The following is a 15,045-nucleotide window of genomic DNA, read 5'->3' as shown; positions in this document are numbered from 1 at the left end:
TCAATACTGAAACAATGAACCGCATATATAAAATAAGTAAAACAGCTTTGCTAACGGCAACGGGTACACTAATCGCCGTTGCAGCATTGGCACAATCCGCTCCCGACTCGGCCTCGGTAACAGCAGATACCACCCTGCAGGTGCCCATGGCATATGGAGAACAGGCATGGTGGAAAGTAACCGGCGCCTATGGAAGAGTGAACGGTAACGTATTACGGAAATCAGCCGCCGCTACCCTCAGCAATGGCTTGTATGGCCGTATACCAGGGCTCACCGTTATGCAGGGCGGTGGAGAACCGGGCTATGATGCACCGTCCATGACTATACGCGGCGTTAGCTCCTATCGCGGGTCAGGAATCCTTACTTTTGTAGACGGATTTGAAAGCCCTTTTGACCAGCTGGCGGCAGATGAAATTGAAAGCATCACGGTGCTGAAAGACGCTACGGCTACAGCCATGTATGGTATCCGCGGCGCCAACGGCGTATTGCTTGTTACCACTAAAAGAGGATTCAACGGAAAACCTAAAATCTCCTTCCGCGCGCAAACTGGCTTCCAGCGCCCGCAGCGACTACCGGATTTCCTCGGCTCGTACGACTATGCCACGCTCTACAACGAGGCGCTAAGGAATGAAAGTAAAACAGACAGGTATTCACAGGCCGACCTGGATGCGTATAAAAGCGGCAACGACAAATACTTTCATCCTGACGTAAACTGGTATGATGAAGTACTGAAGAAGTCGGCGCCCATGTCGGAATACAACCTGAACCTCACAGGCGGTAACAACAACGCTACCTATTTTGTATCGCTGAACGTACTGAAAAATACAGGACTGTATAAGAACACAGATAAGAAAAGAGAAGAAAGCTCCAACGCCAATTTCCTCCGTTATAACTTCCGCTCCAATGTGGATATTAAAGTAACAAGGCGTTTAAGCACTTCACTGGACCTCGCCGGAAGGGTGGAAGACCGCAGCTATCCCGGCGTTGGCGCCCCGGAGATCTGGAGCAATATGATGCTTATACCACCAAATGCCTTCCCGGTGCGCAACCCCGATAACTCTTACGGAGGCACCTCTGTGTATCGCGGTAACCCCGTAGGACTGGTACTGGGCCGTGGCGTAGCTACCACGCACGCCCGCAGCCTGCAGGCTACCATGCGCCTCAGCTATGCCCTGGATCAGATTACACCGGGATTAAAAGCCGGTGCAGCAGTATCTTTCAATAACTGGTTCCAGGGTAATGATGATAAAACCAAACAGTTTGCGGTATTCCAGTTGCTCAAAAATCCGGCAGGAGATACCATCTACAATAAGTTTGGCGACAACACTACCATAGTAGAAAATGATGGGGTGAACGATCAGTGGAGACGCACCAACACCCAGTTCAATCTTACCTACAACCGTACCTTCGGTGAACATAGCATCGATGCCTTGATGCTGTACCAGCAGGATGTTTATACCATATCAGGTAACAACGTTCCCTATGCGCATCAGGGTACCGCCGGCAGGATAACGTACGCGTATAAACGAAAATACATCGGCGACTTTTCCTTCGGCTACAACGGCTCCGAAAATTTCCCCAAGGGCAAACGCTTTGGCTTTTTCCCCGCCATATCCGCCGGATGGATCCTGTCTGAAGAACACTTCCTGCAAGAGGCGCAGTGGATCAGCTTCCTGAAACTACGGGCCTCCTATGGCCAGGTGGGCAACGACCAGGTAGGTGGCCGCCGCTTCCCTTACAACCAGTACTACAGCAGCGGTGGAGGATATTACTTTGGTAAGGATAACCGCTACGCCGGTGGCATGGATGAAGGCAGCCTCGCTAACCCCGATATCACCTGGGAGAAAAACCGCAGGGCCAATATCGGGATAGACGCTTCCCTGTTGCACAACAGGATCAGCGTTATGCTCGACCTCTTCGACGAAAAAAGAACAGATATCCTGGCGGAAAGATATGGCGCTGTTCCCGGCTATATAGGCGTGGGACTGCCGGCTGAAAACGTAGGCAGCGTAAGGAACAGGGGCTTTGAATTACAACTGGGATACCAGAGCGAAGTAAAACATAGCTTCAGTTATTTTGCCACCGCCTCCGCAGCCTTCGCCCGGAATAAAATATTATACATGGCAGAAGCGCAACAGCCCTATGCCTATCTCAACCGCACCGGTCAAAGCATCGGGCAGCCTTTTGGCTTACAGGCCATCGGGTTTTTCAAAGATGAGGCAGATGTGAGTAACAGCCCGCAACAGATTTTTGCACCCGTGAAACCCGGTGATATCAAATACAAAGACCAGAACGGCGATCACATCATCGATATTTATGATGAAGTAGCCATCGGTAAACCCGTACTACCGGAATGGACCTTTGGTTTGCACCTGGGCGTACAATACAAAGGGTTCGATCTGGATGCATTTTTCCAGGGCGTCACTAACCGCAGCGTTATGTTATCCGGTCCGCTGGTATGGGCGTTTGTAAATGATGCGAAAGCAGCGCCCATCGCTATGGGCAGATGGACGCCGGAAACAGCGGCTACCGCCACTTATCCGCGTCTTACTACTGCGGCGAATGATAATAACTATCGCTCTACCGATTTCTGGCAGCGCAATGGCAGCTTTGTAAAACTGCGCAACATCGAACTGGGATACACCTTCCCGGCCTCGCTGTTGTCGCGTATCAGGATGCAGCAGCTCCGCCTGTATGTGAACGCAACCAACGTGTTTTCACTGGACCACATTCATTTTGCCGATCCTGAAACACTCAGCGGGTATCCCGCTATGCGCTCCATGAACGCAGGTGTACGTGTGCAATTATGATCATCATCTCAACAAAAAATTTCAAGGTTATGAAATATAAGTTTTGGTTATTTTTTACAGGAGCAGTTACACTCATCACAACCTCCTGTAAAAAAGATTTCCTGGACAGACAGATTAGTACAGAACTGACGAAAGACGAAGTATTTACTTCCTACGCCAGAACCCGCGACTTCCTCATAGGTACCTACGGCTTCCTGCCCGATGGCTTTAACCGGCTGGATAATGCCATGCTGGACGCCGCCACAGACGACGCTGAGTTTACCTGGGAAGGCAGCGCCATTCAACGCTACAATAACGGCAGCTGGAACCCCTACATAAACCCGGACGATAACTGGAATACCACTTACACGGCTATACGTCGTACCAATCTTTACCTGGAACAATCCGGTAATGTGGATCTCAACATGTATAAGCTCAACCCCGACGCCACCGCACAGCAAACGTACCGCAACATGACGGCCGACCTGGAGCGCTGGCGCTATGAGAACCGCTTCCTGCGCGCCTACTTTTATTTTGAACTGGTAACACGCTATGGCGGCGTACCGCTCATTACCAAAACACTGGCGTTGTCAGATAGTCTCAACCTGCCACGTAATACCTACGATGAATGCGTACAGTTTATCACCTCGGAATGCGATTCCGCGGCAGCGCATCTGGCGGTAACCGTGTCTGATAACGATCTTGGCAGGGCCACAAAAGGTGCTGCACTGGCGCTGAAAAGTCGTATGCTTCTCTATTATGCAAGTACTCTCAATAATAAAGGACACTTACAGGAGCGCTGGATAGCTGCCGCAAAAGCAGCAAAGGAAGTGATAGACCTGAATGCCTATCAGCTGGAAAATGATTACCGCGCACTGTTCCGCAGCACCACCAGTAAAGAAATCATTTTTGCGCATCGCTATGCTCCCGGCAATGGCTTTGAACGGGCCAACTATCCCATCGGTTATGATGGCGGCGGCAGCGGCACCACACCTACGCAAAACCTGGTGGATGCCTATGAAATGGCTGATGGCAGCACTTTTAACTGGAGTAACCCCGATCAGGCAGCGCATCCATACGATAACCGCGATCCGCGTTTAGTCATGACCGTGATCCTCAATAATTCCCAGTGGAAAGGCCGCGCCGTGGAAGCATATACCGGCGGCCGCGAAGGGAGGGGAGTAGACCGCGCTACTAAAACAGGCTACTACCTGAAAAAGTACGTGGATGAAAACCTCGACCTGGTACAGAATAAAACCAGCGTACACACCTGGATCCTGTTCCGCCTCGGTGAAATTTACCTCAATTACGCGGAAGCCATGAACGAGGCATACGGTCCCGATCAGGACCCGCAGGGCTTTGGCTTAACCGCCATTGAAGCCATTAACAAAGTACGTGACCGCGCATCGGTAAAGATGCCGCTGCTGCTGGCCGGTCAATGGAACACAGCCACTCTCCGCGATAAACTGCGCAATGAAAGAAGAGTGGAACTGGCCTTTGAAGAACACCGCTATTGGGATGTGCGCCGCTGGGAACTGGGTGTGGCATTGTTTAATACACCGGTATATGGCGTAAACATTACCCGCACCAACGCTGCTACATTTACGTATGAAAAAGTAGAGGTGGAAGGAAGGGTGTTTCAGCCCAAAATGTACTGGTATCCGATACCACAGGCGGAGAAAATGAAATCATCTGCCCTTACACAAACACCTGGCTGGTAAATGTATTTTAAAAGATAACTGAAATGAATATCAGAAAGGTTTTTCAGAGCGCGGTGCTATTCGCCATGATAATAAGTTTACCTGCTGTTGCGGCCATACCCCGCACGTATTATATAGATGCGCTGACCGGTAAAGATACGAACAACGGACTGTCGGAACAACAACCCTGGCGCAGTTTACAGCAGGTGAACAGCCACGTTTTTGAACCGGGTGATCAGATCTGCTTCCGCGCAGGCCGCATCTACGAAGGGCAGCTAAAGCCACAGGGAAGCGGCCACGCGCAGCAGCTGATCACCATTGATCAGTATGGCGACGGATACAAACCGCGCATCCAGGGCAATGGTGTAATGCCTGCAACGTTATACCTGCTGAATACAGAAGGCTGGGAGATCCGCAACCTGGATATTTCCAACTATGGCGCAGATATTAAGGCGCACCGCGCGGGAGTACAGGTACAGTTATCTGACTATGGTGTCGCCTCTAATATCTATCTCAAAAATATAGACGTGCATGATGTAAACGGCAGCCTGGTGAAGAATGACGGCGGCGGCGCAGGGATCATTTTCAGTAACGGTGGCCGGCATACCCGCTCAAAATTCGATAGCATCCTGGTGGCAGATTGCACTATCAAACGTTGTCAGCGCAACGGCATCCTTGTTAACGGCAACTGGTCCAGAACAGACTGGTTCCCCAACGAGCATGTAGTGATCCGCGGCAACCTGATAGAGGGCGTACCCGGCGATGGCATTGTGCCCACCGGCTGCGATGGCGTACTGGTGGAGTACAATATCATGCGGGATTGCCCCCGCTTATTACCCGATACGGAATCAGCTGCAGGCATATGGCCCTGGAGCTGCGATAATGCACTGATTCAATACAATGAAGTAAGCGATCACAAAGCGCCGTGGGACGGACAAGGTTTTGACTCCGACTGGAACTGCAATAACACCGTGATACAATATAATTACAGTCATGATAACGATGGCGGCTTTGTACTGGTATGTAACGACGGAAGCGCTGGTGCTTCACAGAGCAGCGGCAATAAAGGAACCATCATCCGTTATAACGTTAGCATGAACGATGGCTTGCGCACTACCGGTAAACATGCCGGCTTCGCGCCGGTTTTTCATATAACCGGCCCCGTAGTAAATACGCGTATATACAACAACATTATCTATCTGCCGGAAAGAGACATTAAAATGGACAGCACCCTGGTGGAAATGGGTAACTGGTTTGGTTATGCCGACAGCACCTGGTTCGCCAACAACATTTTTTATACCCGCAGCACGGCAGATTACATAATGAATAAAAGCAAACGTAATATCTACAGTAACAATCTCTATTTCGGCACACACCTTAACCGGCCGGCCGACAAAACGGCTGTTACGAAAGATCCGCAATTCCAGGCAGCCCCGTTAACCGGCATGCCTGGCATGGAAGCGCTGGAAGTTTTTCGTTTGCAGCCAGGTTCACCCGCTTTGAGAAAAGGCGCTGCACTACCGGATAAAATAGCAACAGACCTGTACGGGACCCCGTTATCGTTACCCCCCAATATAGGCGTAGATGGGAAATAAGGAAGCATTCTATTATTCACCATAAAAACTCCACTTTATGAAACCAAGTATGAAAATCCTATTGGCGCTCACCAGTTCCATGATCCTGTCCTGCGGAAAACAGGCGGCCGACAAACTCCAGCCGGTTGAATCAGCCCGTACAAAAACGGAGGCAGCTGCCGCACTCACCTGGGAAACCGTGCTGGACAACAGTTCATTTGCCAGTTACAGTGCATTTGAAGCAGCCTGGAACTACCTGTATCCCTGGGGTTCGGATCATAACGGTACCGCACGTATGTACGGCAGCACTTCTGATCATAATCACATTTACCTGAACGCAGGAATCCTTACTATTAAGGCCACACGCATCAACTGGAACGAAGGCAACAGTAGCAGCGATCCGTACCTTCCTATTCATTATCACAGCGGTGCTGTACATGCCAAAGCACAGGTACTGATCAACGACCAGTTTCCTGAGTGGGAAGTAAAAGGTGATTTTCAGGCGCCGTCTGTAGCCGGTTCCTGGCCTGCCTTCTGGCTTACCGGCGTTAACAGCTGGCCTCCGGAAAGCGATATCCTGGAGTTCAAAGGAAATGCCACCAACTGGCAGAATACTTTCAGAACCTGGCAGGATGTGTCCAGTATCTTAACAAATGTTTCATCCCCCGGCAACTGGCACAATTACCGCGTTTGGATTACTAAAGTAAGCGCTACTGATGTGAACATTCATTATTACATCGACAACGTATGGAAAGGAATGCATGTGGCCAACTTTGTAGACAAGCCTATGTATATTATCATCAACATGCAGATGGAAGGCTCCAGCGGCAGCAGCGGCCCTGCCGGAGATACTTATTACAATGCTAAAAATATCTACGTTGGCCGCAACCGCGCCTGGTAGCAATAAGTAATATTACTGAAGACCTTGCAGTATCTTATTACTGCAAGGTTTTTTATTAAACTATCTCCCAAAATATATACTAATTTACGGGAGATGATAACGCTGCTGGTATTACAGCCCCATTTGTACTGCCCACGGTTTATCCTCTTTACCTTCAAATAACCACTGGTCACTTTCTCCCTTGATAAAAAGCAGTTATTTTTATACATTGGCGCACCAGCTTCTTTAGTTGGTTAACAACAGATTTCTAATCACCGCTTATGAAGAGATTATTATTCGGATGTGCAGCCATCCTCATGGCCGCTACTGCCTATGCCCAGGAAAATGCCCTATGGCTCAGGAACCCCGCTATCTCTCCCGATGGTAACACCATTGCCTTCGGTTATAAAGGAGATATTTACCGGGTAGATACCAAAGGTGGAGTGGCCGTTCCACTTACCATTCATGAAGCCCACGACATGCTCCCGGTATGGAGTCACGATGGCAAATACATTGCCTTTGCCAGCGATCGTTATGGCAACTTCGATGTATTTGTGATGCCCGCCGCAGGCGGCGCACCGGTACGCCTCACCATCAACAGCGCCGGCGATTTCCCGTACGACTTCACCACCGACAATAAGCAGGTGCTTTTCGGAAGTGCACGAAACGCGCCCGCAGCCAGCGTAAGGTTTCCTTACCGCCTCTTCAGGAACATGTATACCGTTCCGGTAACCGGTGGCCGCGCAACACTGCTTAGCGCCGCAGGAGCCGACGTAGCGCATTACAACAAAGCAGGCAATAAAGTAATTTTCCAGGACCGGAAAGGATATGAAGATCCGATGCGTAAACACCACGTGTCCTCTGTTACCCGTGATATCTGGGTAATGGATCTTGCAAAAGGCAGCTACGAAAAAGTATCAGAATATGTTGGGGAAGACAGGGAACCCGTATTCGGTAATGGCAACGATATTTATTATCTCAGCGAAAAAGGCGGTATCTCACAGAACCTCTTCAAAGGTGCGCTCACAGATAAAGCCAGCATGCAGCAGCTTACCACCTTTACCAAACACCCGGTGCGCAACCTATCCAGGGCAGATAACAACACCCTTTGCTTTACCTATAACGGTGAAATATATACGCTGAAAGAAGGCGAACAACCACGTAAACTGGAAGTAAGCATCTTCAACGACGGCAGGGCCGGTACCGTAAAAAATGTACCAGTGAGTGGCAACACCACCGAATTTGCCATGAGCCCGGACGGGAAGGAAATGGCGTTTGTGGCCAGGGGGGAAGTGTTTGTTACCAGTGTGGAGGGCAATCTTACCAAACGCATCACCAACACTCCTCAACAGGAAAGAATGGTGCAGTGGTCGCCCGATGGTAAACGCCTCATCTATGCAGCAGAGCGCAACGGTAACTGGGACATCTATCAGACTACCAAAGTACGCAAAGAAGAACCCTACTTTTTTGCCGCCACCCTGCTGAAGGAAGAACCGGTGATTGCCACATCAGCAGAAGAATTCCAGCCGCTGTTTTCACCGGATGGAAAAGAAATTGCCTATATCGAGAACCGTAATATCCTCAAAGTATTTAACATCGCCTCCGGTAAAAGTCGCACGTTGTTGCCCGCAGGCCGCAACCATTCCTACTCGGATGGCGACTGGAGCTTTGAATGGAGCCCGGACGGTAAATGGATAGCCGCAGATGACCAGCAGGGTTATTTCATCACAAAGAATGCTTCGCTCATCCCTGCCGATGGTAAAGGAACATCCATTTACCCTGTGAACAGCGGCTTCGGCGAAGGCAACACCAAATGGGCCGTCAACGGAAAAATGCTCACCTGGACCAGCAGCCGCGAAGGGCGTAAATCCCTCGCCCAGCAAGGCAGCCGGGAAGTAGATATCTACGCCATCTTCTTCGACCAGGAAGCATACGACAATTATAAGCTGTCGAAAGATGAATTCAATCTCCTGAAAGAAAAAGAAGCAGCCGGTGGCAAAGCAGCGAAAGACTCTGCGCTGAAAGCCAAAGATTCTGCCGACACAAAAAAAGCATTCCATCCTGATTTCAATAATCTCGAAAACAGGAAAGTAAAACTTACCATCAACAGCGCCTCCATCAGCGACTATGTGCTGAGCAAAGATGCCGGTAAGCTATACTACATGGCTGCTTTCGAAAAAGGATACGACCTCTGGGTAACAGAACCAAGAACCGGCGAAACAAAGATCCTCGCTAAGTTAGGCGGCACACCCGGCGGCATTGAACTAAGCAAAGATGGTAACACCCTCTTCGTCAGCAACCGTGGCAGCGTGGTAAAAGTAGACGCCAACAGTGGCAAAATTACGCCGGTGTCTATCAGCACGGAACTATCACTCAACCAGGACGAAGAACGTAAATATATTTTCTGGCACGCATGGAAACAGGTAAAGGAGAAGTTTTATGATCCAACTATCCGTAACATCGACTGGAAAATGTACGGCGATAACTATGCACGCTTCCTTCCGCACATCAGCAACAACTACGATTTTGAAGAATTGCTGAGCGAACTGCTCGGAGAGCTGAACGGCTCCCATACCGGCGGCCGCTACTCTCCCCAGCTGCTGAATGGCGACGCTACCGCATCCTTAGGTTTACTGTATGATGAAACCTCCACTGCCGATGGCCTCAAAGTAGACGACATCATTGCCGGTGGTCCCTTTGATAAAGCCGCCAGCAAACTGAAGAAAGGTAACATCATCGAAAAAATCGATGGCGAAAGCATCACCGCTGCATCCGACTGGGCATCGTTACTGAACCGCAAAGCAGGAAACAACATCCTGGTAAGCATCTACAACCCGGATACCAAAGCCCGCTGGGAAGAAACCGTGAAACCCATATCCGCCGGCGAAGAAACTACGCTCATGTATAAACGCTGGGTAGAACATACCCGCGAAATGGTAGATAAACTCAGCAACGGTAAAGTAGGCTACGTACATGTACAAGGCATGAACGACGCCAGCTACCGTTCCGTATACGATGAAGTAATGGGCCGCAACCGCGATAAGAAAGCCCTCATCGTAGATACCCGCTTCAACGGCGGCGGATGGCTGCACGACGACCTGTACAACTTCCTCAGTGGTAAAAAGTACCTCGAGTTTGCGCCACAGGGCGAAAAGCTCAAAGGCGGTGAACCCACCGGCCAATGGCAGGCGCCGAGCTGCGTACTCATGAGCGAAGGCAACTACAGCGATGCATTCATCTTCCCATACATTTACAAACAGGGTAACATCGGTAAACTCATCGGTATGCCCGTACCCGGCACCGGTACCGCCGTTTGGTGGGAAACACAGATCGATCCAACAATGGTATTCGGTATTCCAATGGTAGGCACTATCGGTAAAGAAGGCCGCCCCACCGAAAACCTCCAGATAGAACCGGACATCAGGGTGCCGCTTCGTTATGAAGAGTTCCTGGCTGGTAAGGATGCCCAGCTGGAAGCTGCGGTGAAGGAGATGTTGCAGGAAATTAAATAAAATGGGTTAATGATAGGAGAGCCCCTGTAGTGAATGCTGCAGGGGCTTTTTTGTTTATTTAATTTTTCGTAAGCTTAAAAGATTATCCAAAAGTGCAAGCACAATAAAGTTCATACTGATTGTGGAATCGTTTTTAGAAACTAAAGTAATGTTGGTTCCTTTATTAGGATCCTTGAAAGTAACCTGGATATCAAAACTAGTTATCAGTTCTGTAAATGTTTTCGCTTCCGCCGAAATCGCAGGCGTATATATCCCTTCGGAAAAGGACATGTCAGCTCTTAAATCGGATATACTTCCGATTACATTTCCATTCCATATTATTGTATAAGTTTCAGCCATAAATCCAGTTAAAAAGGACAATTAAATAACTATTTATCTATCACGATGTTGTTAAAAGTATTATTATATTAGTTATTAGTTATATGCAATGGCGGCCGTTGATGGTGTACAAAACTCTCAGCACTGCTGAGAGAAATTCATCCTAAACGTTGCCCATTCCTTATTGCGGAATATCAAACTAGGCTTTCCAATAAAAATATTTGATAAAGAAAGCTTCATGAGATTTTCGAAGGCGATGACATGCTTGAAGATGCAGGTACAATATCATAGATCAAAGAAACTATAGGTAGAGGAAAGTTGCAATGGCCAAAATCATTATATGAAAAGCTTCTTATTTGTCATTTTAATAGTTTTTCTGTATTAATTATAGTACTTCTCGTTCCCACGGTGGGTATTACTATGAATTATTATAAACAATCTGTAAATCTATACTTATGAACAATCTCAGCGACCCCATACTTTTCCTTATCATAGGAGTCTTGTTTTTCGCAGTCCAGATAGTGATTATCAGATGGGTATTGAGAATTAATGATATTGTATTCTATTTGGACAAAATAAATGAAAAGCTATACAAGATCACTGAGGAAAAAAAGTTGAATAACAATAATTCCTAAACTATGACACTGAACGCCTTCCTTCTAATTGTCTTTGTAATTGTTATTGTCTACTTGGCCTTTCGACATGATAATATTAAAAAGAAAAAAGAGGACACCAGAAAAGCTGAATACGAAGCTGCATTATCGGCAAAACATGCAGTTTATCAGCAAGCATTGCGTACAGATGATCGGCAGTTAGCTCTTAAGTTGGGCAGGGAGTATTATTCATTTTTAAGAGGAGGGAGCCTGTCGGTTTATGATGAACAAGCATTGACCAATGATTTATCCACCATGAAACAGCAATCGTAATGAAGATGGCATATTTTTTTGCTTCCTTGGCTATTGGAATTAGACAATACCATTATGAACCCTGAAACAATTAAGAACGATTGCAAGGTTAAGGCGGCATATGCCTATGGGACGCATTATGTTTATTCTAAACGTATGCGTAGAATGGAGAAGTGGATTCGATTCAATACGACATTGGGTGTCATGGTGCCAATATTAATAGGATCAATCGTACTTACGTACGGCACTGGGAATTTAACGATAATTGCTATATGGATAGCCGGGCCTCTAGGACTGTTCCAGGTCGTCTTATCCGTTCTATCTCTCACGTACAATTGGGAAGAGCGAAGATCAAGCTATTTGGAAAGTACACTAGGTAATCGGAAGTTATTTGAAGGATATACGTTATTGACAGAAAAAAATGGAGATATAACTGGGGAATATATTGAGCTTCTAAATTTAGACTCCCAGCAGAACAATCAGGATGATAAATACCCATTTGATGATCATGAAACTAGAATTGCTCATCGTGCAGGCCTCCGGCAGGTGAGATTAAAGTGTTTGGAGTGTGATGAAATCCCGGTTTCAATGGAATCAACGCAATGTAATCTATGTGGTAAATATAAATTTAACCTCTTAAAGTTAAAGTATGAGTAAATCAGTTAATGCCGTTTTAGCCGGATTTATGAATCTCTCTCCAAATGAGAAAGAAGAAGTTCGTAAGTTTCTTAAGGAAGAGCAGTCTATGTGGGAAAATGATCGATTTCAGAAACGCGAAAAATTAAACGAGGAAACTAAACGAGTTACAGGTCCTTCAGCCTCTTCAACCTGTCCATGTTGTCAAAGATAAATTTGGAAACCACTTTGCGGTTTATCTTTGTAACAAATACTAAATATATTTTACCAAATATATCTTTTGTATAGTCTTAACTCCAATAAAAAACGTAAATGAGCAATTTAGGCAAAGAAGCATTAAGTATTGCAGGATTGATTAAAACAATAACCGAGGCATATCCGGATACTTTGGGAATGCTACAAACATATGTATTAGTGAATCGCATATCCTTTAGTTTCAAAGATCGGACGCCCAACATTAATGATATACGATATAGTTACGAGAGATATTCAATACTTCCCCCTATCAGTTTGGAGGAAGAACCACGCTATTGGGGTGCCATGTTTGAAGGTCTGATTCCTGAGTTAAATGACATATTTATCCGGGATTTTATTGCGAAACGTTCATCACCTGTGGAGCGGATAGTCTGGACATCTGAGATTATTAAACAACTGGCCTCCTATTTCCATGTAACAGATGAGGAAAGAATCAGTAGGCTGTTATGGGAGGTTATAAAGGCAAATAATCCTTAGTGACCAGCCAGGATGACAAAGACGTCCATCCCATCCCCCAAATCCTCCCATTTCTCCCTACCCCTTGTTTCTCATCCCCTTATACCTTAGCTTTGGGTTCATAACAATCTCCGGAAATATCAACCAATTGCAGGCATTTTTATAAGAGATGATGAGCGATTACTCCTACTATGCTGATGATGAGCTGGTTCAGCTGATGGGTAAAGATGATCACAACGCCTTTACAGAAATTTACAACCGTTACTGGAAACGTTTGTACGTATTGGCCTACGACCGCCTGCGTTCCCGTGAACTGGCGGAAGATGTGGTCCAGGACGTACTTACCGGCCTTTGGCAACGCAGATCGCAAACCATCATCCGGTCGCTGCCGGCCTACCTGGCTACTGCCAACAGGTACGCCGTATTTACACAATTGTCAAAAATGATCCCCGTAGCAGCCGTGGAAACCCTCCCGGAAGCCGTACAGGCTGTTACAGACGACACCGCCCAGCTGCATTTCCTCCAGCAATCCATGCAGGAACAATTAAAGCAACTGCCCGAAAAATGCCGCATCGTATTCGACTATAGCCGCAATATGGGCATGAGCAACCGGGAAATCGCCACCGAGCTGAAGATCTCCGAAAAAGCCGTGGAAAAGCATATCACCAAAGCCCTGCATCGACTCCGGCTCCAGTTCCGGAACTACTTTCACGCCCTTTTTTAAAATACCCATAAATTTTTTTTACCGGAGGTAGGGTAGCACCCTTCTTTCCGGACATTACTATATAGGACCCTGTAAATTATTATCACGGATGGAAATGAATGAACTGGCCATACTATCAAAAAAGTACCTTGCCGGAGCGGCCAGTGACGAGGAGAAGGACCGTTTGCTGCAATGGTACAATGCGTATGATGAGCAAAGCCTGACGGCTCGCTTAACCGTAGCTGAAACAGAAACCGAAGCAGCAATGGAGCAACGGATGCGCCACCGGCTGATAGCGGCTACAGCGCCGGCGTCGCGGGTAGTGCCCATGCAACGCCGCAAGGGATGGAAAGTGGCAGCGGCCGTATTATTGCTGGTAACGGCAGGCGCCAGCTTCTATGTATGGCAGTCAGGTAAAAAACAGGTGCTCGCAGAAAAAGCGGCGACCATCATGCCCGGAAGCGATAAAGCCACGCTCACGCTGGCAGATGGAACGGTGGTAAACCTCGACAGTGCCGGTACGGGAGTACTCACAGTACAGGGGAATAGTAAAGTAGAGAAAACCACGCACGGACAAATCGTATATAAAAACGAGGAGGCAACAGCATCTGCAGTAGCTTATAATGTATTACGCACGCCCCGCGGCGGGCAGTATAAAATCACCCTGCCGGATGGCACAGATGTATGGCTGAATGCCAGCTCATCTATCAGCTATCCCACGGCGTTTACGGGAAAGGAGAGAACGGTGAGTATCACAGGTGAAGCGTATTTTGAAGTGGCCGGCGATGTGGAACGCCCTTTTACGGTAAAGGTAAACAACATGGAAGTATTGGTGCTGGGCACACATTTCAATATCAATGCCTATGCAGATGAAAGCACCATCAATACCACCCTGCTGGAAGGAGCGGTGCTGGTAAAAACAAGCAGTGCGATGCGCCATCTCAACCCTGGTCAGCAGGCAAAGGCTACACCGGCAGGCGACGGGATTATAAAAGTAGGCAGGGTAGATGTAAACGGTGCCATCGCCTGGAAGAACGGGTATTTTTCTTTTGAAGAGGCGGATATCCCTACCGTAATGCGGCAATTATCCAGGTGGTATAATATAGAAGTAAAATACAGCGATAAAATACCCGGAGAAACATTTACCGGGGAAATAGGAAGAAGTCTTACACAGGAACAATTGTTAAAAGTATTGTCACAGGCAAAAATAAACTTTAAAGTAGAGGAGGGGAGACGGATCATTATTTATCCATAAGCTAAATCAATAACCAACCATAGCTGATACCACCAACGTCAGCGAAACAACCAATGTTGCCA

12 protein-coding genes are annotated in these 15,045 nt (G+C 47.6%); 11 read left to right on the top strand and 1 reads right to left on the bottom strand.

Annotation, left to right across the window (positions count from 1 at the left end; genetic code table 11):
- Nucleotides 1-14: 14 nt before the first annotated feature.
- The 5 genes from PV783_RS20220 (at nt 15) to PV783_RS20200 (ending at nt 10,455) form a co-directional block, all read left to right on the top strand.
- Nucleotides 15-2,810: a SusC/RagA family TonB-linked outer membrane protein gene (locus PV783_RS20220; protein ID WP_420989348.1), complete on the top strand. Its 2,796-nt coding sequence runs from the start codon at nt 15-17 to the stop codon at nt 2,808-2,810.
- Between the two features lie 29 nt (nt 2,811-2,839).
- On the top strand, nt 2,840-4,510 hold the full coding sequence (locus tag PV783_RS20215) for a RagB/SusD family nutrient uptake outer membrane protein (RefSeq protein WP_420989347.1): 1,671 nt from the start codon (nt 2,840-2,842) through the stop codon (nt 4,508-4,510).
- Between the two features lie 23 nt (nt 4,511-4,533).
- Entirely contained in the window at nt 4,534-6,084 is a 1,551-nt protein-coding gene (locus tag PV783_RS20210; RefSeq protein WP_420989346.1) for a right-handed parallel beta-helix repeat-containing protein, read from the top strand.
- A 37-nt stretch (nt 6,085-6,121) separates the two neighbouring features.
- Nucleotides 6,122-6,964: a glycoside hydrolase gene (locus PV783_RS20205; protein ID WP_420989345.1), complete on the top strand. Its 843-nt coding sequence runs from the start codon at nt 6,122-6,124 to the stop codon at nt 6,962-6,964.
- A gap of 260 nt (nt 6,965-7,224) precedes the next feature.
- Entirely contained in the window at nt 7,225-10,455 is a 3,231-nt protein-coding gene (locus tag PV783_RS20200) for a S41 family peptidase (RefSeq protein ID WP_420989344.1), read from the top strand.
- 54 nt (nt 10,456-10,509) lie between these two features.
- On the opposite strand, the gene PV783_RS20195 is transcribed toward PV783_RS20200, so the two are convergent.
- Nucleotides 10,510-10,794 carry a hypothetical protein gene (locus PV783_RS20195; RefSeq protein ID WP_111579792.1) on the bottom strand — a complete coding sequence of 95 codons (285 nt, stop codon included), beginning with the start codon at nt 10,792-10,794 and terminating at the stop codon, nt 10,510-10,512.
- 617 nt (nt 10,795-11,411) lie between these two features.
- On the opposite strand from PV783_RS20195, the gene PV783_RS20190 reads away from it, so the two are divergent.
- The 6 genes from PV783_RS20190 (at nt 11,412) to PV783_RS20165 (ending at nt 14,983) form a co-directional block, all read left to right on the top strand.
- A complete protein-coding gene (locus PV783_RS20190; RefSeq protein ID WP_111579794.1) occupies nt 11,412-11,699 on the top strand; it encodes a hypothetical protein in 288 nt (95 codons plus the stop codon).
- A gap of 54 nt (nt 11,700-11,753) precedes the next feature.
- Nucleotides 11,754-12,335 (top strand): mobilome CxxCx(11)CxxC protein, encoded by a 582-nt coding sequence (locus PV783_RS20185; RefSeq protein ID WP_133256257.1) that lies wholly within the window; start codon nt 11,754-11,756, stop codon nt 12,333-12,335.
- Nucleotides 12,328-12,528 carry a hypothetical protein gene (locus PV783_RS20180; RefSeq protein WP_111579796.1) on the top strand — a complete coding sequence of 67 codons (201 nt, stop codon included), beginning with the start codon at nt 12,328-12,330 and terminating at the stop codon, nt 12,526-12,528. The genes PV783_RS20185 and PV783_RS20180 overlap by 8 nt, the downstream gene beginning before the upstream one ends.
- Nucleotides 12,529-12,626: 98 nt before the next feature.
- Nucleotides 12,627-13,046 (top strand): hypothetical protein, encoded by a 420-nt coding sequence (locus tag PV783_RS20175; protein ID WP_111579797.1) that lies wholly within the window; start codon nt 12,627-12,629, stop codon nt 13,044-13,046.
- A gap of 151 nt (nt 13,047-13,197) precedes the next feature.
- Entirely contained in the window at nt 13,198-13,749 is a 552-nt protein-coding gene (locus PV783_RS20170) for a sigma-70 family RNA polymerase sigma factor (RefSeq protein ID WP_168771493.1), read from the top strand.
- 88 nt (nt 13,750-13,837) lie between these two features.
- Nucleotides 13,838-14,983 (top strand): FecR family protein, encoded by a 1,146-nt coding sequence (locus PV783_RS20165; RefSeq protein ID WP_420989343.1) that lies wholly within the window; start codon nt 13,838-13,840, stop codon nt 14,981-14,983.
- Nucleotides 14,984-15,045: the final 62 nt, after the last annotated feature.

The organism is Chitinophaga sp. CC14 (assembly GCF_048957795.1).
GTDB lineage: Bacteria > Bacteroidota > Bacteroidia > Chitinophagales > Chitinophagaceae > Chitinophaga > Chitinophaga ginsengisegetis.
This window is presented reverse-complemented; position numbering and strand designations above follow the sequence as displayed.

What these genes read in the sequence shown, in the direction of transcription:
- PV783_RS20205 (WP_420989345.1), top strand. Translation starts at nt 6,122, where the DNA reads ATGAAACCAAGTATGAAAATCCTATTGGCGCTCACCAGTTCCATGATC.
- PV783_RS20200 (WP_420989344.1), top strand. Translation starts at nt 7,225, where the DNA reads ATGAAGAGATTATTATTCGGATGTGCAGCCATCCTCATGGCCGCTACT.
- PV783_RS20175 (WP_111579797.1), top strand. Translation starts at nt 12,627, where the DNA reads ATGAGCAATTTAGGCAAAGAAGCATTAAGTATTGCAGGATTGATTAAA.
- PV783_RS20210 (WP_420989346.1), top strand. Translation starts at nt 4,534, where the DNA reads ATGAATATCAGAAAGGTTTTTCAGAGCGCGGTGCTATTCGCCATGATA.
- PV783_RS20185 (WP_133256257.1), top strand. Translation starts at nt 11,754, where the DNA reads ATGAACCCTGAAACAATTAAGAACGATTGCAAGGTTAAGGCGGCATAT.
- PV783_RS20180 (WP_111579796.1), top strand. Translation starts at nt 12,328, where the DNA reads ATGAGTAAATCAGTTAATGCCGTTTTAGCCGGATTTATGAATCTCTCT.
- PV783_RS20165 (WP_420989343.1), top strand. Translation starts at nt 13,838, where the DNA reads ATGGAAATGAATGAACTGGCCATACTATCAAAAAAGTACCTTGCCGGA.
- PV783_RS20215 (WP_420989347.1), top strand. Translation starts at nt 2,840, where the DNA reads ATGAAATATAAGTTTTGGTTATTTTTTACAGGAGCAGTTACACTCATC.
- PV783_RS20170 (WP_168771493.1), top strand. Translation starts at nt 13,198, where the DNA reads ATGAGCGATTACTCCTACTATGCTGATGATGAGCTGGTTCAGCTGATG.
- PV783_RS20195 (WP_111579792.1), bottom strand. Translation starts at nt 10,794, where the DNA reads ATGGCTGAAACTTATACAATAATATGGAATGGAAATGTAATCGGAAGT.
- PV783_RS20220 (WP_420989348.1), top strand. Translation starts at nt 15, where the DNA reads ATGAACCGCATATATAAAATAAGTAAAACAGCTTTGCTAACGGCAACG.
- PV783_RS20190 (WP_111579794.1), top strand. Translation starts at nt 11,412, where the DNA reads ATGACACTGAACGCCTTCCTTCTAATTGTCTTTGTAATTGTTATTGTC.